The sequence below is a fragment of the Synechococcus sp. JA-2-3B'a(2-13) genome, from assembly GCF_000013225.1.
GTDB lineage: Bacteria > Cyanobacteriota > Cyanobacteriia > Thermostichales > Thermostichaceae > Thermostichus.
The window spans coordinates 1267700-1291062 of the sequence record NC_007776.1 but is presented as its reverse complement, the minus strand read 5'-3'; the positions used below and the strand labels follow the sequence as shown (position 1 = coordinate 1291062).

Annotated in this window: 15 protein-coding genes; 8 read left to right on the top strand and 7 right to left on the bottom strand. The window is 60.1% G+C overall.

Annotated elements, in window-relative coordinates:
• Nucleotides 1-130: 130 nt before the first annotated feature.
• The 5 genes from hpsA to carA all read left to right on the top strand — a co-directional run bounded on the left by hpsA (nt 131) and on the right by carA (nt 11784).
• Entirely contained in the window at nt 131-7648 is a 7518-nt protein-coding gene (gene hpsA / locus CYB_RS05890) for a hormogonium polysaccharide biosynthesis protein HpsA (RefSeq protein WP_011432868.1), read from the top strand.
• Nucleotides 7649-7712: 64 nt separating this feature from the next.
• Nucleotides 7713-8468 (top strand): prepilin-type N-terminal cleavage/methylation domain-containing protein, encoded by a 756-nt coding sequence (locus CYB_RS05885; RefSeq protein ID WP_011432867.1) that lies wholly within the window; start codon nt 7713-7715, stop codon nt 8466-8468.
• Nucleotides 8469-8518: 50 nt separating this feature from the next.
• Nucleotides 8519-9631: a PulJ/GspJ family protein gene (locus tag CYB_RS05880; RefSeq protein ID WP_011432866.1), complete on the top strand. Its 1113-nt coding sequence runs from the start codon at nt 8519-8521 to the stop codon at nt 9629-9631.
• Between the two features lie 40 nt (nt 9632-9671).
• A complete protein-coding gene (locus tag CYB_RS05875) occupies nt 9672-10535 on the top strand; it encodes a pilus assembly FimT family protein (RefSeq protein WP_011432865.1) in 864 nt (287 codons plus the stop codon).
• A 61-nt stretch (nt 10536-10596) separates the two neighbouring features.
• Nucleotides 10597-11784, top strand: a complete 1188-nt coding sequence (gene carA / locus CYB_RS05870) for a glutamine-hydrolyzing carbamoyl-phosphate synthase small subunit (RefSeq protein ID WP_011432864.1) — start codon at nt 10597-10599, stop codon at nt 11782-11784.
• 2 nt (nt 11785-11786) lie between these two features.
• Here carA and CYB_RS05865 read toward each other — a convergent pair whose 3' ends face one another.
• The 5 genes from CYB_RS05865 to CYB_RS05845 all read right to left on the bottom strand — a co-directional run bounded on the left by CYB_RS05865 (nt 11787) and on the right by CYB_RS05845 (nt 17546).
• The gene (locus CYB_RS05865) at nt 11787-13319 is read right to left on the bottom strand and encodes a UDP-N-acetylmuramoyl-L-alanyl-D-glutamate--2,6-diaminopimelate ligase (RefSeq protein ID WP_011432863.1); all 1533 of its coding nucleotides are present in this window, start codon (nt 13317-13319) and stop codon (nt 11787-11789) included.
• Between the two features lie 60 nt (nt 13320-13379).
• Nucleotides 13380-15143 carry an ABC transporter ATP-binding protein gene (locus CYB_RS05860; protein WP_011432862.1) on the bottom strand — a complete coding sequence of 588 codons (1764 nt, stop codon included), beginning with the start codon at nt 15141-15143 and terminating at the stop codon, nt 13380-13382.
• 59 nt (nt 15144-15202) lie between these two features.
• On the bottom strand, nt 15203-16381 hold the full coding sequence (locus tag CYB_RS05855; protein ID WP_011432861.1) for a 1-deoxy-D-xylulose-5-phosphate reductoisomerase: 1179 nt from the start codon (nt 16379-16381) through the stop codon (nt 15203-15205).
• Between the two features lie 251 nt (nt 16382-16632).
• Nucleotides 16633-16926: a hypothetical protein gene (locus tag CYB_RS05850; RefSeq protein WP_011432860.1), complete on the bottom strand. Its 294-nt coding sequence runs from the start codon at nt 16924-16926 to the stop codon at nt 16633-16635.
• The gene (locus CYB_RS05845) at nt 16923-17546 is read right to left on the bottom strand and encodes a ParA family protein (protein WP_041436401.1); all 624 of its coding nucleotides are present in this window, start codon (nt 17544-17546) and stop codon (nt 16923-16925) included. Before CYB_RS05845 ends, CYB_RS05850 begins: the two co-directional genes overlap by 4 nt.
• Nucleotides 17547-17740: 194 nt before the next feature.
• On the opposite strand from CYB_RS05845, the gene CYB_RS05840 reads away from it, so the two are divergent.
• Both CYB_RS05840 and rpsU read left to right on the top strand, forming a co-directional pair.
• On the top strand, nt 17741-19027 hold the full coding sequence (locus CYB_RS05840; RefSeq protein WP_011432858.1) for a trypsin-like serine protease: 1287 nt from the start codon (nt 17741-17743) through the stop codon (nt 19025-19027).
• A gap of 354 nt (nt 19028-19381) precedes the next feature.
• Nucleotides 19382-19567, top strand: coding sequence for a 30S ribosomal protein S21 (rpsU, locus tag CYB_RS05835; protein ID WP_011432857.1), 186 nt, complete (start codon nt 19382-19384; stop codon nt 19565-19567).
• 69 nt (nt 19568-19636) lie between these two features.
• Here the strand turns inward: rpsU and CYB_RS14055 are convergent, their stop codons facing one another.
• Nucleotides 19637-20989, bottom strand: coding sequence for an energy transducer TonB (locus CYB_RS14055; protein WP_187147268.1), 1353 nt, complete (start codon nt 20987-20989; stop codon nt 19637-19639).
• A 256-nt stretch (nt 20990-21245) separates the two neighbouring features.
• Here CYB_RS14055 and CYB_RS05825 point away from each other — a divergent pair, with 256 nt between their 5' ends.
• The gene (locus CYB_RS05825) at nt 21246-22091 is read left to right on the top strand and encodes an aromatic ring-hydroxylating oxygenase subunit alpha (RefSeq protein WP_011432855.1); all 846 of its coding nucleotides are present in this window, start codon (nt 21246-21248) and stop codon (nt 22089-22091) included.
• Here CYB_RS05825 and CYB_RS05820 read toward each other — a convergent pair.
• On the bottom strand, nt 22071-23306 hold the full coding sequence (locus CYB_RS05820) for an RNA-guided endonuclease InsQ/TnpB family protein (RefSeq protein ID WP_011432854.1): 1236 nt from the start codon (nt 23304-23306) through the stop codon (nt 22071-22073). The genes CYB_RS05825 and CYB_RS05820 overlap by 21 nt on opposite strands.
• Between the last annotated feature and the right edge of the window lie 57 nt (nt 23307-23363).

Genomic DNA, 23363 nt, shown 5'->3' with positions numbered 1-23363 from the left:
CTTGCAGAGAGGGGGCTGGCAGCTCCCCCCAGCGGTGGGGATGTCCGAAACTCCGGATCCCTTGCATACTGTTGCTATCTTGGCATCTGCCCAAGTGCCCCTTCTCACCTGCGTTATCTGAGATACGGCCATGTCTGCTCCTTCCCCGCTGCTGCTCAAGCTCACCCTGCGCTTGCTCGCCTCTTTGAAAGCACGGGTGGATCGGCGCAAGATCCGAGAGCGGGGCTTTGTCCTGCCGGTCGCTGTTTTGATCGTGCTGGTCTTGAGCTTGGTGACGGTAGGGCTGCTGACCCGCTCTACCCAGCGCACCATCCAAACCCAGGTGGAACGGGCGGAGCTGACCATCAGCCGGCAACTGAATGCTGCCATCGACCGGGCCAGGGCCAAGATTGACAACCTCATTCGGGATCGCCGCCTGCCCAACAGTGCCCCCACCGATGCCCAATTCACCTCTGCGCTGCTCAACGATGGCGCATTGGTGCCTGCAGAGCCCTCGGATCCCTATACCCTTCCCGATGAGCGGCGCTTTTTGCTGAACTACAGCGCCCTTGTTCGGGATCCCCAGAATCGGAGCCAGGGAATTGAAGTGCAGCGGCAAGCCCCAGTCTGGTGGTTCTTGGTGGATACCGACAACAACGGGATCGACGACTCCGTTACCGCCTACACCATTCTGTACAACCGCCGAGCGCCGGTTACGGGGCAAAGGAACCTCCAGGACTTTGAGGAAAACATTTCCGATACTGAGCGGGCGCGGCGACTGGTGATCCGCGGTGGGCCACTGCAGGGTTCGGCCTTGGCGGGGTGTACCGATTCTCCGGCTGAACAGACGGTCAACCCCAACGTGGGGGACTGGTTCCAGGTGGGCTCATCTTTGCAAAAGCCCTTTCAGGTCTATGCAGTTACTCTTCCCATTGAGGGGGCCGACTCCACCACCCGCGCCGTTTCGGCTCTGCAGTTTCAGCAAGATCGGCGGCGGGATCTGCTGAACAAGTGGGGAATTTTCAACCGCGGCGACGTGGAGTTTTTCTTTACTCCTGGCTACAACTGGAACGGTGCTATCTACGCAGGCGGTAGCCTTTTCTTCCGGTACACTGCCAACAACTTGTTCCGGGCTTTCACCATCAGCTCGGAGCAGTCTTGCTTCTACATGCCGCCGGAAAACTCGGAAATTACAGCCTATGGAGAGCTGGTGGCAGGGGCCATTGGCTACGCCGGACAGGAGGCGAGCGACACCCTAATTTTTGATGCCCACCCTAGGGAGGCGAATGTACCGCCAAGTGTGCCGCTTCCCCGCCTGAATAACCTCAATTTCGATTCAGTTCAGAACTCGGCAGCCCCCGAAATGGTAGCTCTGGATCCGCTGGAGCTCCAGCTTTTTGGCCGCATTCGCACCCGCGGAACCTACGCCCAAGATGCAACAGGATGGGCAAATTCTCCTCTCAGAAGGAGGGAGAACCCTGACGCCCAAGAGAGGGAGAACCCTGGCCGGATTAAAGCTGGCGGCTTTCGGTCCGACCAGACCTGCCCCCCCTACGTGGACGATGTTTACCGGGCCGACAACCGCTTTGGCCCCAAGGCCAGCTATGACCGTCCACCGGTCGAACCTGACCTGCAGAGGGGCTGCGATGTGGACACCTTTGCTCAGAGGTTTGGTGTCAGTGCCGGTAGCCCGATTCCTGCTAATGCCAGGAACAACCAGAATGAGTCTTTGACCGAGGACAACCCACCCCCAGGCGCCCTTTCCGAGGTGGGCTTGGATGGCTATTGGGAGCGGCGGGCCCGTGTGGAAGGTCTGCGGGTGATCGTGGGCCAGCGGCTGGAACTAACCCGCACCGATTCTTTGCCTTTGCCTCTGGTGCCCACCGGGAATGCGGATGATCCCACCAAGCTGCAGGCCATTTTCATCAGCAACGAGGCGCGGCAACGCCTGACGCTGCGGGATAACCCGGCGGCAGTGCAGGCTACAGCCGTTTACCACTACAGCCACAGAGATGGCCGCTTTCCGATAGCCTGCCTGGCTACGGTGGCCCACCCAGGCTCTCCCTGGAGCTTGCAGCGGGCTTCCACCTTCCCTACCGGCGACCAGCGCACTCAACTGGGCATCAACTTCTTTACTGGAGAGGGCACCAACGTTTGGGAGTATGACCCCGAGCCGATGCGGGAGCAACTGCGGCCTGGCACTCCTTTGTGGACAGCGCTCACCAACCTGGCCAATTTTGCCGGCGATCCCGATGGGGCCTATCCACCCAGGCAAGAAGCGGGCCGCATTCACCCGGATCCGTTTATTACGGCCTTTGGCAACTTCTCCGAGCTGCGGCGGGTCATCGATACCGTTAACAGAGGCACCTCTGTTGACCAACTGAGCCTAGCTGACCAAACCACCCTGCAAACGGCAGGCTGCATGTTGGGCATGCTGGCCGACAACATCCTGCGCATTGAGGCGGCTGCCACTGCCAGCAATCCCATAGCCGAAATCCTCCGGGATGACATCCAAGCCAGCCGAGCTGGGAACCGAGAGGCAGCCAACCGGTTTTATCTGCCGCTGCGCTACATTTTCCCTCTGCAGACCTTCCACCACAGCGTGCCCCCCAACCCCAACGATCCCCTTGAAGATGAGCGGAGGCAGGCCTACCCCTTCCTACAGGGGCCAGTAACCTATCAAGCCGTGGTGGATCTGGAATCCATGAGGCTGAGGCCCCGGGCCACCATTGACCAGTGGACTTTGCCCCGTGCCACTGCCAACTGCCCCAATAACACTGCTGGCCCCAACAGCAACCAGTTTGAGCTGATTCGGGTTGGTAACCAGTGTCATCGCGTGCCCTTCAAAGATTCCGTCTTTTACGATGGCCGCGAGGCAATGGCGGTGCGGGCCCTCAACATCGACCTGGCCCTGCTGACCAACAACGTCAACGGACAGGCCAGGGGGTTGATTAACGGAGACACTTGGCTGCCTGCCGGCATTGGCGAGAACCGAGAAGGGGGGATTTTCTACGCCTTCCGGGAAGATGCCGTGCGGGAAGATGCCATTGCCCGCCCACCCTTGGGCACCTTTAGCACTTACCTGACCAACTGGCGCAACGGAAATGCCCGCGGTGACTTGGGCAGCGCCGGTATTATGAACGCCGGTCAGCCAGGTCGCGGCACGGCCAACGGCCAAACGGTCTGGGATCCCCCTGTTTCCAATCCGGGTGGACTCAGCCCCAAACCGGTGGACTACTATGCCGATCCGGATCGGCGGCCCTACGGCTTCCGGCTGCGCAACGGGGCGGTGCTGGCCCGCGGCGGGTTCAACCCTGATGACGCGATTTTTGGCCTCTCCTTCGTTTCCGACAACCCCGTCTATATCCAGGGGGACTTTAACCTGCACCGGACGAGGAACGGGCAGCGGCTGGAGGAGTTCACAACTCTCCTCAATTTCGGAGCAGACGGCCTCTACAGCAACTTCTACGGGCGGCTGCGGGCCAATGAAGATCGGCGCTTTGCCCGGGCGGCGCAGGATCTCTGGCGGCCTAGCGACGTGTTGGGCGACTCGGTGAACATCCTCTCTGCCGATTTCTGCGATGGCAGCATCGACGACGGCTTTGTGCAGGATGCTACGCTCAACGGCGGTGGCACTAGTTTTGTAGCCGATCGTAACTACCAGGGTAGCCCAGCGCGGGCCTCTGCTCCTCGCCGCAACGAACACTACGGCTGCAGCGGGCCAAACCTAGGAGCCAACACCTCCTTCCTCAACCAAGCGCTGGTGATCCGAGGCAACAACTGGCCGGCTCCGGATCCCAACAAACCTGGTGCTGGTGTCCTCCGCTTCGACAACACCAACGGGGCGCAGAATTTGGGCAACCACGTGCGGCGGCCAGGCTGGCCGGAGGTCTTCGCCCGCGACACCATCTTTGCCCGCCGCGACAGTGCCGACCCGAGCTCAAATAACGCTGACAGGACAGCAGGGCTTGGCGTGCCAGAAGTGCGGCTCTTGCGCGCACCCGATGCGGGCTATGCCAACTTTGGCACCCGCATTTCGGCTTTGGGCAACCCGGTGCTGGACACCTCCCGCTGGCTGCTGATAGCTTCCCTCCAGCCTTGCCGACCGCCTGAAATGGAAGGAGGCGGTGGCCTGTTGGCCGAGTACTACAACGGCTGGATAACCAGCCCGCAGAACCAGTACAACCGCGACACAGGGTTTGGGGACACCGGCGTTGAAGTCTCTGAGCTTCTGAGGGCTCCAGATGCTAACCTGCCCTACCTGCGGGCGGTGCGCTGGCCGGATCCAACCTATCCTGTTCAGCATTGGAGGCTTGGCGTTCCAAATGAATCCTTCATGAGAGAAGAAGACCAGGGAGGACCAAAGTGCGATCCCTCAGGTGATTGGAACACTCCATACGACGAGCGAGCCTCACGGTGGTGGGCCTGCATTCGGGACGCTTTGGAAACAGATAAAGATGGCCAGGTTTCCGGCTGGCAGCCAGATAGTTTTGCCCGCTGGGTCAGCGGTACCAATCTGCCGGTTTGGGGTGGGTTCTACTACCTGTTTGCCAACCAGAATTATCCGAGCACCAACTCCCCCTTCCTCTGGCCCTTTGGCTGGGACGGCTGGCCTTTGTGGAATACTCAACCCACTCTTCCTCCGAATACTCAACACACTCTTCCTCTTCCCAAGGCTGACTTTTTGTGGATGCCAAGATGCAGTGAGCCGGATATGGATCCGCCTCAACTTCCCGCTGATGCTCCAGACATAGACAGGGGCAACATAGGCTTCTGGCGCTCCTGCTGGCGGCGCAGAGAAGGATCATGGGGAAGTGGCAACAACTGGGGCAACGACTTTTTCGTGGTGCGCTGGGTAGGGGAGCTGTATCCCCGTTGGCCGGGTGTTGCCACCTACAACCTCAACACCGACGATGGGGGCCGACTCATCATCCGCAGAAACCCCAACTACACTCCTAACCCAGATGAGGAAGAGCCAGCTTTTAGAGGCTTCTATCGCAATGCGGGCACTCGTCTAGAAGAGCTGTCGGAGGATGAGGCTGTTGGCGTCGAGGCGTGGTGGGATGGCGGCAATAACCAGGTGAGTTTCCGGCTGGAGCTGCAGTGCGTTACCGACTACACTCGGCCTTCTCCCTACCTGGTGGAGATTCAGGCCTACGAGAACATGGGCAATGCCTTCGTCCGCTTTACAACCCAGGGAGATGGGCAGCCGCTGGAAAACTATGACCTTCGCTACCTGAAGCCGCTGAAGCCGGTCAACCAACCTTGCCAGCCGGATCAGACTAAACCTCCGGCACCCAACCAGCAGTACTGCGCAGAACCCCTCAATTGCGATCCCATCTGGAAAGACTGGACTCCTGCGTGTCCGACCAACATCTGTCAGCAAACCACTATTAAACAAACCAGAACTGCCACCTTGCCTGCCGGTTGCCCTGGCACTCCGCCGTCGGAAACTCGGACGATCATCTGCTACCCTCAGTACAACTACGGGCCTTGGTCAGATTGGACGCCTCAGTGTACCGAGCAGCAGCAGTGTAGCGGCACCAGCATCACCCAAACCCGCACCCGCACAGTAACCCCGCTCTGTACCAGCCAAAGCCCCTTCACCGAAAAAGAAACCCGAGCCTTTACCTGCCAGCCTCCGGGGGCTACCTGCACCGACACAGGCTGGACTCCTCAGTGTACGGTGGCCAACGGCGGCCAGACAATAACTCAGAGCCGCACCGTGACCTGCACCTCAAGCTGCGGAACCACTACTTCTACAGAAACCCGGACATTTCCTTGCCCGCAGACCTGCAACTACAACTGGGGCCCTTGGTCACCGGCCAGTTGCGATGAGGTCATCAACCAGATCGCCTGCGGCACAACCAAAACCTTTACCCAAACCCAGACGGGCACCCTCATCGACAGCACCAGCAGCCCCACCTGCTCGCCCAATGCAACGAAGACCCAAAGTTTGACCTGTCGAGGGCGTCCCTGCGGGCCCAGCACCTTTGCCCCAGAAACGCCCTCCAAGAGCCCCTTGGGCGAGTGGATGGCGGCCAAGCCCAACACGGTGGAGCTGCGCCCCATTCAGGCAGTCGAGGCCGATCCGGAGCCGGAGACCATCAGCGTGAATACGGTGGCTGCGGCTCCTGCCGAGGGCGTAACCATTGCTCTGCAGCCGGAGCTTTCCCCGGTGCTGGAGGTGAAAGCCGGGGTGCCCAAGCCACCCAAGTGGCCCAACCCTGCCGAGGCTCTGCAGGCGGCCTTCAATTGGATGTTTGGCGAACCGGCCTATGCTGCCCGCGAGGGCTTGGTGAGAGGTGGCGTTCTCTCCGAGATCGTTTCTCAACCCAACCGCGAGCCCGGCATCCGCCCGGCTATCAAGGGAGAGGCTCTAGAAGACCCGTTTATAAAGGGAACCGACCTCTGGGCCCGAGCGCTGAGGCGCAAATTACTTAGGGAAGATCTGACGGTGGGCTGCCCCTCGGAGGAGGAAGGCCCAGATTCCAAAGGCGGCTTCTGGGTGCCCGGAGTGTTTCGCCCCAACTTCAACACCACCTTCAAGTACACCGCCTACACCGGTGACAGCCGCCCCAGCACGTTGCGCATCAAAGACTGGAACGGAGACGGCCAACTGAACTTCTGGGACAAAAACGACAACCGCGTTCGCGACTCCAACGAGCCTTGGGATGTTGTACTGGATCGGGATCCGCTGTTTGCGGAGAAGGATCCTGCCAATCCCAATAAACTGCTGGTTCAGCCCCAGATGGCGTTGAACCCCTATGCTTGGGTAAACGAAGGTGACACTCAGAACTACTCCCCAAGCTCCAACTATCTTGGCGGTTACTACATTGACACCAAGGGGAGCGAAGATATCCGCAATGGCCTGTGCTTCTACGTCAGGGTGGGCTCCGACTCGGGCACCAAGAGGGTTCAAATCCAGATTGATCGCAACGGTTCCACAATGACCGACAGCGATTTCCCCAGCGATACCGCCGCTTTTGCTTGGGTGGATGTGGAGCCGTTCACCCTGGACCTGAACAAGGCTCCCACTGGCTTTGCCGGCGAAAACCCGGTGCTGGGGGTGATCCTAGATGAGGTGACCCGTCGGCCCATTCCCATTCCCCGCTTCCAGGAGCTGGCCTCAACCGATGTGAACCAGCGCCGCCGCAACGACGATGGCAGCCAAAACCGGCAGCTGCAGCCGGCCAGGGAAACGCGGGTGAATGCCACTGCCATCAGCGGCACCCTGCCCTCGCGGCTAGACCAAACTGCCGGCGGCATGCACAACTTCCTGCGTCTCAACGAGCTGTGGAGAAATACCAACCTCTTCTTCAGCGGCTCGATGATCCAGCTCAACTACAGCACCTATGCCACCGGCCCCTTCCTGCAGCAGAGCTTTGAGCCGCCCAACTTGGTTACGGGCTCGGCCCTCACGCGCGGCTTCGACTACTACTTCCCGCCCAATCGCCGCTTCGGCTACGATGTGGGCCTGCAAATTGCCCGTCGTCCCAGCGCGGTGTCGGCTCGCTTCCAATTCCCCTCCAATGCCCGCACTGAGTTCTTGCGGGAGTTGGATCCTCAGGATCCGTATGTGCGGCGGCTGCGCTGCGGGCTGCAAGCTCAGCCAGATGTGCCCCTGCAGGCGGCTGCTCGGATTGGAGGCTGCAACGAATTCAACTGATATTGACTTCCCATGCCAGGGGTAGATTCAAGGTAGGCAGATCTGGGCGAGCGCTGGAGGGGATATGAAAAAGTGGCGGCTTTTGCGGCAGCAATTGGAAGCAGAAGGCTTCACGCTCATTGAGGTCTTGGCCTCGGTGGTCATTGTGGCTTTGGCTATGGCCGCTCTTGCTCCTGCTCTCACCCTGATCGCCTACCGGCGGGCCATGACGGAGCGGATAGAAGTGGCCAATCAACTGGCCCGGGCTGAGGTGGATCGCATTCGCACTCTGGTTGACCTGGAACTGGCCGCCAACCCAGCTGCTTTCCAGAACCCGGCTCAGTTGGCTCGTCTGCCCAGGATTGGAGCAAGCCCCTTGGCCAATACCCCGCCTCCTGCTGATATGGACAACCCCGGCCCCAACTACTCCATTCGCCTGGCCGAAGTGCGGTTGCCGGGGCGAAACCCCGAGGTCTATGTCATCCAAACCTTTCGGGATAGGGGCGGGGAATGCATTGACCGACGCAACAACACCGTCATCCCAGGGGTGCCCTGCAGCTTTATGATGGGAGTCAGGGTCTACCATCGCTTTTCCTTTAACCCAAACACTCGGCAAGCTCTTCCTGGCCTGGGCATTGAGACGGTCTCCGCCAATCAGAACTTGGCCAATGCCGATGTGTGGCTCTTTCCCATGGCCAGCTCGATTGTGGAAGTCAACCTGGCTGCCAATTTGGGGGATGTTTGCCGGGCCATTTTGGCCGATGTTCAAGCTAGGGGTGGGATCCCGACCAACAACTGCAATGCCTTCCCGCTGCCCAGCCCAAGCCCTACCTCGCTTTGAAGCGACGGGTAAGCTCCTCCTGCAGGCTCACAAAAAGGTGGTGTTTTCCTATGTTCAAGGTTTTTCGCCACAGGGTTTACCAGAGTGCGGGGTTTACCCTCATCGAGCTTTTGGTGTCGCTGGTGGTAGCCTCGATCTTTCTGTTGGCCACGGGCATGATCGTCATTGAAACCATGCGGGTGGATCGGGAAGAGACAGGGCGCACCCAGGTGCAGGCAGAGCTGACCCAGGCCATGCAGTATATCCAGCAGGATCTGGCAGAGGCGCTTTACATCTACAACGATGCGGAACAGCCCAACGGAGACGGAACGCCAGATCTCATCCAAAGGCTTTACACCCCCGGCTGGATTCGCCGCCCCAATGGTGCCGTTCCGGTTGTCGCTTTTTGGAAGCTGAATCCGATCCCACGCGATTGCTATCAAGGCCCTCCGACCTTGCAACAAATTCGAGAAGGCCGAGTAACTTTGAAGGAGAGACCTACGGGTATTTCCGAAGCTGACTGGGATAACATCCGCAGCCGCCGCAACATCTATACCTTGGTTGTGTACTACTTGCAACGTAACTACAACAACGCCGGTAACCCAGACGGCAACACCCCCTGGGAGGGCAACGCGCGCATTGCTAGGTTTGAGTTGCAACCTTTTAATGATACATGCATTGAGCGCAGCCCATTCTTCAGGGTTGATCCCGATCCATATCGGCAAGGCTTCCTTGACTGGCCCGCTGAGAAGGATCTTCAAGATCTCGAGCAGAGGGGGACACCCCAGGAACCCATTGCCGCGGCAGGCAATCGAGGCCCTCGTCTTGTAACTCTGGTCTCCAATATCTTTAGCAGCCGGCAGGGCAGCCCGCAGGTTGCACCCGCTTGCCCGCAGGGCTATGCTTTTGGTGGCGGCAAGCCCAACGGCGTCACCTTCCCAGGGCTGGGAGATAACCAAAACGACGTGGGCTTCCATGTCTGCGTGCGGCAAAGCGTCGGCGCTGACCGACCGCAGGATGTGATCATCAACATCACCGCCACGGCCATGGAGCGGGCCAACCCTGGCCTTTTCCGTCGCTACATCCGAAATGCCACCAGCGTTGATGCGGAGCAGGTGTCGCGGTATCTGACGACAATGCAAACTCAGGTGTTGGCCCGTGGTGTGTTTAATCGTCAAGCCTAGTCAAGCCTATGTGACTTGCCCCGAAGGAGGATTCCTACCTATGTTGGCCTCGACGAGCAGATTCAGACGGATTGCACCTGCCCAGATGAAGGGCTTTACCCTGGTAGAACTCTTAGCGGTCACCGTCATCATCGGCATCTTGGCCGCGCTAGCCGTTCCCTCTGGGATCAATATCTGGGCGCGGATCCAGCTTGATGATGCGCAAAACAAGGTGGAGCGGGCTTTGCGCACCGCCCGCACCAATGCCAGGGCTTCTCTCTTGGGCCGAGCTTGGGTGGTGAGGGTGGACAATTCGGAGCCGAATGTACCGACTCTGGTTATTCAAGATGAGCAGGGCCTTTGCGATGAACCCACCCCCTGTCAGCGGGTGCGCCTGAATAATTTTGTAACCGTCAACAGTATCTTCCCTGATGAAGTGACATCCACTTTAATTGCCATACCAGAGCGGTCAACTTTAATTGCCATACCAGAGCGGTCAGTGGAGGTTATGCGGTCAGTGGAGGTTGAGGTTATAGAGAAAGCCCCCACCTTCGCCAACGGGAGGCCAGTTTTTGAATCCGATGGCCGCGCCCGTCAACTGGATCGCTTTGTGGTCAGCAGCCCTGATGAAGTGACATCCACTTTAATTGCCATACCAGAGCGGTCAACTTTAATTGCCATACCAGAGCGGTCAGTGGAGGTTATGCAGTCAGTGGAGGTTGAGGTTATAGAGAACGCCCCCACCTTCGCCAACGGGGGGGCAGTTTTTGAATCCGATGGCCGCGCCCGTCAACTGGGTCGCTTTGTAGTTAGCAGCACCTACTCCCAGGGCGAAAACCGCTGCGTGGTGGTGAGCACCTTGATAGGCACCATCCGCAAGGACAACGACCCGGCTTGTGCAAGTAGAACAGATGCAGAAGACTAGCCAGGCTTGCAACCTTCTTGAAAGAGGGTAGGATGGTCAGGCCGATGTTTTTGGGTGGAGCATGGCTTCTCCTTCCCTGATCCCTCAGGAAAAAACTTTCCCTTGGCAAACTCGTCAGCCTGCTTTGCTGGTGCTGGCGGATGGCACTTCCTTTGCCGGTTGGTCTTTTGGGGCGCCGGGCACGGCGGTGGGCGAGGTGGTGTTTAACACGGGCATGACCGGCTACCAGGAGGTGATCACCGATCCTAGCTACCGGGGGCAGATGGTTACCTTCACCTGTCCGGAGCTGGGAAACACCGGAGTCAATGAGCTGGACGAAGAATCGGCTCGGCCCCAAGTCGCGGGGGTGATTGCCCGCAATGTATCGCGCTTGGCCAGCTCCTGGCGGGCTACTTCCACCCTTCCCCACTATCTGCAACAGCATGGGATCCCGGCCATTGCTGGGGTAGATACGCGGGCTTTGGCACGGCGGCTGCGCTCCCAGGGGGTGATGAACGGGGCCCTTTCCACGGAGACTTTGGATCCCCAGGTTTTGTTGGAGCGGGTGCGCCAGGCCCCTTCCATGCAGGGGTTGAGCTTGGTGGCGGAAGTTACTACTCCTCAACCCTACGAGTGGCTGGAACCTACCCCCGCCGACTGGGACTATGGGCGCAGCCAAGGGATCCCGATCCCGGAGCCGCCCCTGCGGGTGGTGGCCTTGGATTTCGGCGTTAAGCGCAACATTCTGCGCCGCCTCACCCGCTATGGCTGTCGGGTGATGGTGTTGCCGGCCAATGCCAGCCCGGAGCAGATTTTGAGTTACAACCCCGATGGGATCTTCCTCTCCAATGGGCCAGGGGATCCGGCGGCAGAGACCACGGCCATCCGCACCACCCAAGCTCTGCTGCAAACCGGGAAGCCCCTATTTGGGATTTGCCTGGGCCATCAGATCCTCAGCTTGGCCCTAGGGGGATCCACCTACAAGCTCAAGTTTGGCCACCGCGGCCTCAACCATCCCTGTGGGCTGGACAAGCAAGTGGAGATCACCAGCCAGAACCACGGGTTTGCGGTGGATGCCGACTCGATCCCTGCCGATGGGGTGGTAATCACCTACCTCAACTTGAATGACCGTACCGTGGCCGGGATCCGCCACCGTCACCTGCCCCTGTTTTCCGTGCAGTATCACCCGGAAGCCAGCCCCGGCCCCCACGACGCCGATCACCTCTTCCGCGAGTTCGTGGAGCTGATGCTGCAGCACCGCTCCCGTTAGCCTCACCCCCGGCTTTTTTCCCTCAGGGCCAGGGCAGCGCGGGCTTCTTCTCGGTCGTCGAAGTGAATCTTCTCGGTGCCCAGGATCTGGTAGTCCTCATGGCCTTTGCCGGCAATGACCACCGTATCCCCTGGCTGGGCTGCGAGGATGGCCAGGCGAATGGCCTGCCGCCGATCCACCTCCACCGCCCTGGGGGATCCAGGGATCCCGGCCAGAATATCCCGCAGGATCTGCTGGGGATCTTCGGTGCGGGGGTTGTCGGAAGTAACAATCACCTGATCGGCCCAGGTGGCGGCAATGCGGCCCATCTGCGGTCGTTTGCCCCGATCCCGATCCCCCCCACAGCCAAAGACACAGATAAGCTGACCTTGCACCTGGGAGCGCAGGGCCTTGAGCAGGTTTTCCAGCCCGTCGGGGGTGTGGGCATAGTCCACAATCACCGCGATATCCTGCCCCGGCAGGGTCACCCGCTCCATCCGCCCCGGTACGCCCGGAAAGTGGGGCAGGGCCGACTGGATGATCTCGACAGGGATCCCCAAGTGCAGGGCTACCCCCACCGCCGCCAGCAGGTTGGCCAGGTTGAAGGATCCCACCAGGGGGGCTGCCACGGCAAAGGCGCCAGAGGGGGTGTGGAGCGTCGCCTGTAAGCCGCTGGGGTGCAATTGAACGTTGCTGGGCCAGAGGCCGGGGATCCCCTGCAGGGGCTGCAGCGAGTAGGCCCAGGGCTGCAGATCGGGCCGAATGGCTTGCAAGAGCCGCCGTCCCCCAGCATCGTCGGCGTTGATCACCGCCCGCCCTTGGAGATACTCCTGTCGGAAGAGGGTGGCCTTGGCCTGCCAGTAGTTCTCCATGCTGCCGTGGAAATCCAGGTGATCCTGGGTAAGGTTGGTCCAGACGGCAGCGGCAAAGGAACATCCCCACACCCGATCTTGAGCGAGAGCATGGGAGCTCACCTCCATCACCGCCACCTCCGCCCCGGCTCTCTGGGCTTCCCTGAGGCTGCGCTGCAGTTCAGGCGGAAAAAGGGTGGTGTGGGAGGCCACTTCGCTATAGCCAGGCCAGCGGTTGTACAGAGTGCCCAGCAAAGCCGCGGAGCGGCCGGCAGCTTGCACCAAATGTTCGATTAAGTGGGTGGTGGTGGTTTTGCCATTGGTGCCCGTCACCCCCACCAAGGTCAGTTGGCGGGCGGGAAACCCATAGAAAGCTGCCGCCACCTGGGCCACGGCCCTGTTCAGGCTGGCGCGAGGCAAAACCAGGACGGGCTGACTTCCCCATCCAGCCTCTCCGCTGACGCTCTCCCACGCCTCCTGGGAGATCAGGGCGGCCACTGCCCCTGCCGCCAGGGCTTGGGCCACGAAGCTACCTCCATCCACGCGGGATCCCGGCATCCCCAAGAAGAGATCCCCCGGCTGTACCTGGCGAGAGTCGGCACAGAGGCCCCAGACCTGCACCCCCTCCAGGGATCCCTGGGCCAATTGAGGCTGGATCCCAGCTTGGTGGAGCAATTTGGACAAAGTGATCCCAGCAGTTTCCATCGTTGCCACTCCCCACAGCTTTGCCGGTTAGGGTAGCGGCCAGGGATTGCCGCCGTCAAATTAGGCCAGGGCTTCCTCCAGCTTTTGCTTGGCCCACAGAGAAGCGTAGAGGCCCTTCTCGTCCGCCAGCAATTCGGCATGGGATCCCTTCTGCACAAGGCGGCCCTGGTCCATCACCCAAATCTGATCGGCCTCCACCGCAGCCGTAAGGCGATGGGTGATGAAGATCACCGTTTTCTGGGCCGTGACCCGACGCAGATGGCGAAGAATGGCCTGAGCCGTCTGATTGTCCACGCTGGAGAGAGAGTCATCCAGGATCAAGATGGGAGCATCCACCAGTAAAGCCCGAGCCAAGGCCACCCGCTGTCGCTGGCCACCGGAGAGGGTAATGCCCCGCTCTCCCACCAGAGTGTCGTAGCCCTTGGGAAAGTTGAGGATCTCGGCGTGGATGTGGGCGGCTTTGGCAGCCCATTCCACCTCCCAATCTTCGGCATCCGGCTTGCCGTAGCGAATGTTATCCCGGACCGTGGCGCTGAACAGGAAGCTCTCCTGGGGCACATAGGCAATGGCCCGGCGCAGGGATCCCAGTTGAATCTGGGTGATATCCTGCCCATCCAAAAACAGTTGCCCCGGCTGGATCTCCAGCAGCCGAAGAAGGGCATTGGCCAGAGTGGACTTGCCCGCCCCAATCGGCCCCACCACCGCCACCATCTGGCCCGGTTCTATGCAAAAGTGCAAATCCTCTAGAGCCGGAGCTGCCGCAGGGCCGGCGAAGGCAAACGCGAGACCTCTGGCCTCGAGGCGACCCTGCACCCTCTCCAGAGACAACGGCAAAGCGCCTGGGGCGTCTCGGATGGTGGGTTCTACCCCCAACAGAGCATCGATCCGCTCCAAGCTGACCTGCCCCCGCTGGTAGGCCGTGATGGTGAAGCCCAGCAGGGCGGTGGGAAATACCAACCGTTCCACGTAGAGGGTGAGGGCCGAAAAATCCCCGATGGTCAGCGTCCCTGCCGCAATCTGCGGCCCCCCCACCGCCAGCAGTAGCAACAAACTGAGGCTGACCAGCGCCACCAAAGAAGGGAAAAGCAAGTTGCGAGTGAGGGCCAAGCGCAAATTGGCCTGCAGCAGCCGCTGGTTCTGGCGGCGAAACTCCCGCTGCTCGTGCTGTTCCTGGCTGTACACCTTGATCAGGGCAATGCCGTTCAGGTCCTCTTGAATGAGATCGCTCAGATCCGCCAACTCCTGCTGCACCTGGAGCTGCTCCTGCTGCAGGCGGTTGCTGCTCAACTTCACCAGCACCAACATCACCGGAAACACCGACAGCGCCAAGGTGCTCAGACGGGGCTCGATGCCAAACATGGCGGGCAAGGTGGTGGCATAGGCAAAGATCGTGTTGGCCAAATTGAGTAGGGCGAACCCCAACAGGCGGCGGATGTTTTCCACATCGCTGGTGATGCAGGTGAGAATGTCCCCGATGGTCTGCTGGGCAAAGTAGGAAGGCTGCAGGGTGAGCAAATGCTCGAAGATGGCTTGCTTGAGGTGAAACTCCACCTGCCGTCCCACCCCAAACATCCACACCCGCGAGGCAATGCGAATGCCCATCATCAGGCTGGAGACGACCAGCACCGTTAGGGCGTAAAGGGCAATGCGCCGGGCCGACAAAGTGGCCAGGTTCTGGCTCAGGTCATCGATGACCAGCTTGACGTACCAGGGCAGGAACACCCCCAGGCCATTGACCAGGAGCAGGGATCCAATGCCCAACCCCACCTGTCGTCGATAGGGGCGCAGATAATGGGCCAATTGTCGGAGATGGGATCCGGTCACTCACTTGCTCCCTGCATCCTCTTCCACTCTAGCGTTCAGCCGGATCCCCCCGGTAGGGATCAGGCCAGAACCTGAGCCGGGGCTTGCTGGGCCAGTTGCGCCGTTTCCCGCCGTGCCCAGGCATCTGCCTGCAAAATGTCCTCCAGGCTGGGATCGGCAATGACTTGATGCCGCTCACAAACCCGCTCCAAGAGACGGGGAATATCCAAAAAACGGATGCGCTCCTGCAAGAACAGGGCTACCGCCGCTTCGTTGGCTGCATTCAACACTGCCGGCAGCGTCCCCCCCCTCCGCCCGGCGGCATAGGCCAACTCCATGCAAGGATACTTGCGGTGATCCGGAGCCTTAAAGGTGAGGGATCCCAGCTTGACCAAATCGAGGGGATCCCAGGGGGTGGCCAGGCGTTCCGGCCAACTGAGGCCGTAGAGGATGGGCAGGTGCATGTCCGGCCAGCCCAACTGGGCCAGAACCGAGGTATCGGCCAGCTCGATCAGGGAGTGGACAATGCTCTGCGGGTGGATGAGGATGTCGATGTGGTCGTAGTCCAGGCCGAAGAGCCAGTGGGCCTCGATCACCTCCAGGCCCTTGTTCATTAGGGTAGCCGAGTCGATGGTGATTTTGCGCCCCATCACCCAATTGGGATGCTTGAGGGCATCGGCCAGGGTGACCTGATCCAATTTTTCGGCAGGCCAATCCCGAAAGGCGCCACCCGAGGCAGTCAACAGGATTCTTCGCAGGGATCCCGCCGGCACCCCCTGCAAACATTGGAAAATGGCCGAATGCTCAGAATCGACGGGGATCAGGTTCACCCCGTACTCGCGCACCAGGGGCAGCACCACCGGCCCCCCTGCCACCAGGGTTTCTTTGTTGGCCAGGGCAATGTCTTTGCCGGCACGGATGGCCGCCAGGGTTGGCAATAAACCGGCGCAGCCGACGATCCCCGTCACCACCCGCTGGGCCGCCGGGTGAGCCGCCACCTGACACAGCCCCTCCGTTCCGGCCACCAACTCCGGCAGCGGTCGGATCCCCGTCAGCAGCGACCGCAGCTCCGGCAGCAGCTCCTCCCGGCCAATGGCAACCATCTGGGGCCGAAACCGCCGCACCTGCTCGGCCAAGAGGGCAACGTTGCTGTAGCTGGTCAGGCCAACAACCTGAAAACGCTCTGGATACTGGGCCACCAAGTCCAGAGTTTGGGTGCCAATCGAGCCGGTGGAGCCGAGCAAGGTGATGGCTTGCATAAAGGATCCCTTTACCCCTGAAAGAGCGTGACGTCCTCTCAACGCAGACTTCCCCTCGCGCAACTTGCCCAAGGACTCCGTCCCGCTATTGCGAACGGCCCCACCTCGCGTTCGGGGATCCCTGCCTCACGCCCCTTCATCTTATTCTTATCTGGTTCTGATCTGGAATCTGTGTGCTCCCTCCGATCCCCGACAGCGGGATCCTATGCGGCTGTGGGGTCCGCGATGCCCCCCTTCCCCAGATTTTGGTTTCAAACCTTTCCCGACTGAGAACGCAGCCACTGGCTGAGCAGCGCCTCGATCAGCTCCGAAAGATCTTGATCCGATTCCAACAGGATGCGCTTCACGGCTCGGTGAGTCTCTTTGGGGATGTAGGCCGTCAATTTGACGTACTCAGAGCTGTTGGGCTTGGCGCCTGCTTCCGGTTGCTCGAGGGTCGGCTTGGGTTCTGGAATCTTGTAGGCTTGGGCGCTCAGCTTTTTCGGGGCGGGTCGGGCCGGGATCCCCTCTGGCTGCCGGTCGAGAAGGCGCTCAAACTTGCTCATGACGAGATTTCCTCCCCCACAGCAACGTAGTCTGACCAAGCTTGTTTGGCTCTCGGCTCTGGGATCTCGTGAACACAGACCCCCTCCAGAGCAGCCCGTTGAAAAGCCACCGTGCGGCGAATGGAATGGTGGCAGAGAGGAATCCCGACTTGCTTGAGAAAGTTGCGGGCCTCCGCTCCATCTCGGTTGGGCCAGGGGGGAACCAGCGTCAGCAAGACCTTGTAGTGCTTTGCCCCCAACCGGTCTAGGGCCTTGGCGGTCAGCATCAAGGCATCTAGAGCCAAGGCATCCGGGGAACAGGGCAAAAGCAGCAGATCACACCGCTGCGCCAGAGCGTGTAACTGTTCCGGGGTGGGACGGGCAGGGGTGTCGATCACCGTGTGCTGAAAGCCTGTGGGCGTGGGAGTGGTGGGATCCCCGGCCAATACCTTGATAGGAAAGGATGATCCCCGTTCTGCCCAGCGAGAGGCCGAGCGATTGGGATCGGCGTCGATCAACAGGGCCATCCCCGACCCACCCGCAGGAGCTGCCCCTTGTTTTTGCTGAAGGTAGAGGGCCAAATGCACCGCTGTGGTGGTTTTGCCCACGCCCCCTTTGAACCCCAAGACCGCGATATTCATCTGCCACACACCCTCCCACCCTGGTTTTACTGCCCAGGTGCACGGGCGGCAAGAGGCAAAAGTGGGCATTGGGGTCTTGGGGCAACTCGGGAGAGCCGGCCGCGGGGAGAAGTTCTCCCGGTTGCGCAATCTTTAGGCTTCGCCGGTAGGATATCCTTGGCTGGCATAACCGGCTGGCTTTGGAGAATCTGACCATGCCTCATCTCTCGCGATCCCATTCCTCCTTGGGCTTGGCTCGCTCTTGGTCTATTCCGCTGGGGTTGTGTCTGGCCCTGAGCATAAGCGCCTGTGGCGGCGGGGGTTCCAGTCGCCCGCTTCCCCCAGTCTCAGCTCCTCCCACAGGACGAATTGAGGGATCCCATTTCGACGATCTCAACGGCAATGGGCTGCGGGATCCGGGGGAGCCGGGGCTGCCGGGCATCGCCACCTTTTTGGACTTAAACGGCAATGGCCGCCTCGACCCGGGGGAGCCCAGCACCGTCAGCGATGCCAGCGGTAACTTTCGCTTCTCCAACTTGCCCCCTGGCACCTACCGCGTCACTGCCCTTTTGCCCCCGGGGCGAGTGTTCACCACGCCGCGCTCAGGCTTGGGGCTGGAGCGGATTGTGGGCGGCAGTCCTGCTCCCGAAGGGGCCTTTCCCTGGATGGTGGCTTTGCTGAGGGCGGCTGAGCCGGATCCCTCTCGAGCGCAGTTTTGCGGGGGATCTCTAATTGCCCCGGAGTGGGTGCTCACCGCTGCCCATTGTTTTTTCAACGATCAAGGCCAGCAGGATGTGAATGCACGCAACCTGGATCTGTTGTTGGGAACCACCCGTCTGCAATTGGGCGCTGGCCAGCGAATTCGCGCCGCGCAAATTGTCCTCAACCCCGGCTACAACCCCCAGGTGGGGAAACTTGGGGGGAACGACATTGCCCTGGTGCGCCTCTCTCGGCCAGTGGCCCTGCCTACCCTGCCGCTGGTGCAGCCCAACCAAACCAACCTGACGGCCCCTGGCACTGCCGCCACCATCCTCGGCTGGGGAGCCACCTTCCCCAGCGCCCCGGATCAAGAACCCAGCGGCTTTCCCCGAGATTTGCAGCAGGCCACCGTTCCCATCGTCTCCAATGCGGTGTGCAATGCGCCCCAATCCTACAATGGCACCATTTTAGATACCATGCTCTGCGCCGGCTTTCCTCAGGGGGGAGTCGATACGTGTCAGGGCGATAGTGGTGGGCCTTTGATTGTGTCCAGCGGCAGGGGTTTTGCCCTGGCCGGGATCACCAGTTTTGGCAGAGGCTGCGCCCAGCCCAATTTCTATGGGGTGTATACGCGGGTGTCTAGCTTCGCCGGTTTTGTGCAATCGGTAATCGGCAGTGCCCCCAGCCCAACTCCAGCACCACCCTCCCCTCCACCCCCCACCGGGACAACTGCTTCATTCGTTGTCAATTTGAGGGAAGGTGAGGTGGTTGCGGGGCTCAACTTTGGCAGCCGGGCGCAGTGAACACGAACTGTGGCAGCAAGCAGTGGTGTGGCGATCGTTTAGCTAGGCCGCCGTTCGCGCTAGCGGGACGGAGTCCTTGAAGCCCCGCCCTCTGTCCGTAGGACGAGGGTCGGAATGAAAGGCGGACATCCCCTGTTCTATAATCAACCTGGCTGTGCAAAACGGCATTGCCGGAATCTGGTACAGCTACGCGGTGGGGCATCCCGTGTCTGCTCGTGGAGGGTTCTTGCACTAGCTCCCCAATGAAGCGAGAAGCCCGCTCCGTACCGCCAGCAGTCGGAGTCGGGAGTATGTCACGATAGGGATCCCTGTTGTAACCAAACCCATTTGATTGACGGAGGAGATGTCTTTCCTATGACCCAAGTGACGATTGGCGAAAACGAAGGGATCGAATCTGCGCTGCGTCGCTTCAAGCGTCAGGTTTCTAAGGCGGGCATTTTGCGGGATTTGCGCAACCATCGGCACTTTGAAACCAACCTAGAAAAGCGCAAGCGCAAAGCGGTAGCCGTCCGGCGCAACCGCCGCAAATCTATGGCCTAGGCCATTGCCGACACTCGGAAATCTGAACCCCTCTGAACAGGGCTTGTGGCCTTGCCTGAGGTTCTGACGTTAGTTTCTCGGATTCTGGGTTGAGCCAGCCTGCAGGGATCCGCTCAACACGTTAATTTCCAGCATCAGTTCTTCGCCAACATAGCTCTCGGGCAAAGGAGCAAAGGGGGCTGAGCGCTGGATGGCACTGAGCACGGCTGCATCCAACAGGGGATCTTCTGAGGGGGTTTGCAGGCGCAGTTCCCGCAGGGATCCCTGTCGATCCAGACGCACCTGCACCACTGTTACGTAGGAGCCGGATGCCCGCCGTACCATCCAGTGTTGGCGAACCCTTTCTTGGAATTGAGCCAAGTAGTCTCCCCAATCCGGATCGGCGGTGGCATTTAGGCTGGGTGGGCCTGCCCGCGAGGACTCTATCCCACTGGTGCGACCAAGGCTGGAGCTGTGGGATCTGGTAGGAAAAGTCGGGGGCAAGGTGGGAGAAGGCTCTTCCAACGGGGCTGCGATCGGCTCTGGAGAGGGCAAAGTTGGATGCGGATCCGCTGGAGCCGACAGGTAGGGTTGTGGCAAAACCTCAGGAGAACTTGCTGCTCTTTCGGGTTGAGGCTTGAGGGATTGAGCAGGAGAGATCTGAGCCGATTTGGTCTCCACTGCTGCTGCCGAGGAGGTAGCCAGTAGGCTTTGCAGATGCTGACGATAGTCCTGCAGTTGCTGGCGCTGTGGAGAGGACAGAGGCCAGTGATCCAGCCATTCTTCCGTCAGATGTAGCGCCTCCGCCCAATTGTGATCGGCAACTGCCTGCTCCAGAGCTGCTAAACCCGCTGACAGATTTTCTAACCTGGCCTTTGGCTGCTGCTGAGGAGAGGCAGAGTCGCGGTTGGGTTGGGGCATCTCAAGCTCCCTTGGGGATGGGGGGAGGATCCCAGGGACAGGACTCCCTGCGGCTGAGGCAACCAAAGGCTGTGCCGCCGCAGAAGTGGCCTCTTCACTTGGGCTGGGCACTTGCGACTGCCGCACCGATACGTGATCCCGAGGTTCAGAGACACCGGACTCACGGGCGGAGACGGGCGCAATCCACTGCGGCTCTGGGGGCGGCTCATCCGCCATCTCCACCCACTGAAAGGAGATTATCTCCTCCTCTTCCCGGATCCTAGGCTGCCAACCCACCCAGCTCATCGCGATGAAATGCAACCCTGCCGAGAGCACGTTGGCCAGCCCCAGACGCCAAGGTAAGGAGCGGCGTTCCTGCTCTCGTTTTTGTTGAGAACAGCTGAGGCGAGGATCTGGATCCGTCAGTTGGTTTGGCCGGCTCTCAGCAGCCGGTTCTGGTTTGGGGGAGGTGGACTCTGCAGTAGGTTGGGCCGGGATCCCTGCGCTACAAGGATCTCGAGCGGGGTTCAATTCGTTTTGCACCTTTCCACCTTTCCTCACAGCCACATGCCAACAGAAGCCCACCGACGCTTCTCTGCTTCCTTCGATCAATAGCCCATCCCCGGGCAGGGGGGTAGCCATCGATGCACAAACGCGCCCAGGGCAAAGCTGTGTTGGCTTATACGGACTTCTGCCATTTCAACGCCTATCTTTTTCACGGGGGGCGGTGCTTTGAGCCACCTAGGCTCACGAAAAGCCAGCTCATGATTCTCCGAACTAGAGCTTGTGGAGCGGGTTTATGCTTGTTACCCAGCAACCTGTCCTGAGGCGGTTTTGGTACCCCGTGATCCCGATGTCGGCCCTGGAAACCGGCCCACAAGCTTTCACGCTGCTGAAGACTCCTCTGGTGCTTTGGCTCAATGAGTCAGGGCAGCCTTGCGCCGTCTTGGATCGTTGCTGCCATCGCTCGGCCCAACTTTCCAAAGGGGTTGTTTGCAATGGCCACATCCGCTGCCCCTATCACGGCTGGGAGTTTGACGGCTCCGGCACCTGTGTGAAGGTGCCCCAACTTACAGACAACTTCATCCCCCCTACCTACAAGGTGGAGGGGTTTCGCTGCCAAGAGCGCTATGGCTATGTTTGGGTGGCATTGGCGGATCCCTTGACCGATATTCCCGAGATCCCAGAGGTGGCGGATTCCCGGTTTCGCCAAATTCATCAGTTCTATGAGGTCTGGAAATGCGCCGGCCTGCGCCTGATGGAAAACTCCTTTGACAATGCCCATCTCCACTTCGTCCATCACCAGAGCTTTGGGGTGATCTCCGAGCCTGTACCCCCAGATCTGGACAGCCTTGAAGAACTGGAATATGGCCTTCGGGCCACCTCTGTTTTGCCGGTGTTCAACAGTGACTTGCAGAAGCAAAACTTGCGGATGTCAGAGGATCGCACAGTGCGTATCCTGGAGGGCACCTGGTTTATGCCTTTTGGTCGCAAGCTCAAAATCACCTACCCCAACGGCCTCATCCACATCATTTTCACAGCGGCTACCCCCATCGACGACCAAACCTCGCAGGTGGTGCAATTCTGTTTGCGCAACGATTCAGAAGCAGAGGTGAGTGGTAAACTACCCGACTCCGACCGCTAAAGCGGTACGGAGCGGGCTTTCAGTAGCCCTGAGCCTGCTCTGCCCTACCAGAGAACAAAACAGGCCCGAACCTCTAGGCTGGTTTACGACAGCCCCCAAGAGCGCAATCACATTCGCACCATTCAAATCCGCATCCCCTTCCCATCCACAGTGCCCACACTTGAACGACTTGCCACTGCGGTAGGACTTGCCCTGCTCAGGGTGGATGTGTAAGCACCGGTGACAGGTCTGCGACGTGTAAGCAGGCGGCACAGGAATCAGAGAAACCCCTGCAACCCTCGCCTTGTATTCCAGAAACTGGCGTAGTTGGTAGAACGCCCAACTGTTGGCCCTGCGCCGCTCGGCTTTGCTGCGCGGCTGTTGATTGACTCTTTTCCGGATCCCTGTCAGGTCTTCCAGGGCGATAGCGCTGTTGGTAGCTTTTGCCCTAGAGACAATAGCTTTGGAGATGCGATGATTGACCCACGCCTGAAAACGTCTCTCCTTGCCAGACAGCCGTTGCAACAGTTCTCTGCATCTGCGCCGCGAACTGCGTGTGCCCTTACTGGCTTTGCGTTGGAGTGCCGCCCTCAACCGGGAGTAGTGGTCTCGGACTCTGTTCAACTGCTGTCCATTCCAGTTATCCCCCTCTGACGTATGGGCAATATCTGTCCTTCCCAAGTCCACCCCCAGCACTCTGCCCGTGCGTTGCGGTGGGGATGGCTCCGCTTCTACACAGATTTGAATGGAGTAGGAGCCGTCTTTACGCTTGACCAGAGTGGCCGATTTGGGATTGGAGCCCGCCAGCCGTTCTCTCTGGTAGCGGCCAATCGCCAGCTCAAAGCGCTCCCGACCCTCCACCGTGGTCAGCGACACCGTCCAGTCTTTCTCGCGGAACGAAAAGATACGAGCGTCGTAGGTAGCGAAGCCCCCTTTGAACGCTTTGACGGGGCGGTTTTTCTGTTGGGCAACTTTACGGGCGCCGGCCAGCCGTCTGCAGACCTGCTGGTCGCGTAAGCGGGACGTAGTCCTTGCCAAGTTACTGGACAAGCCGAACCGGGCACGGATTTCGCGGTAGCACAGAGACTGGAGCTTAACGGCGTTGGCGACTTTCTCGGGTGTGTTTTGGTTGACCCAGTTCAAGGCTTGGCCAAAAGCCTCCAAAGTCGCGTCCAATTTGGCGGCTTGCGACTGGGACGCCTTGAGCTTGCAGGATACGGTCAGGACTTGGGTCATGGTTCTATTGTAACCTCGCATTCCTCTCGGCACTGACCCTACGGGTACAGTGCGGGG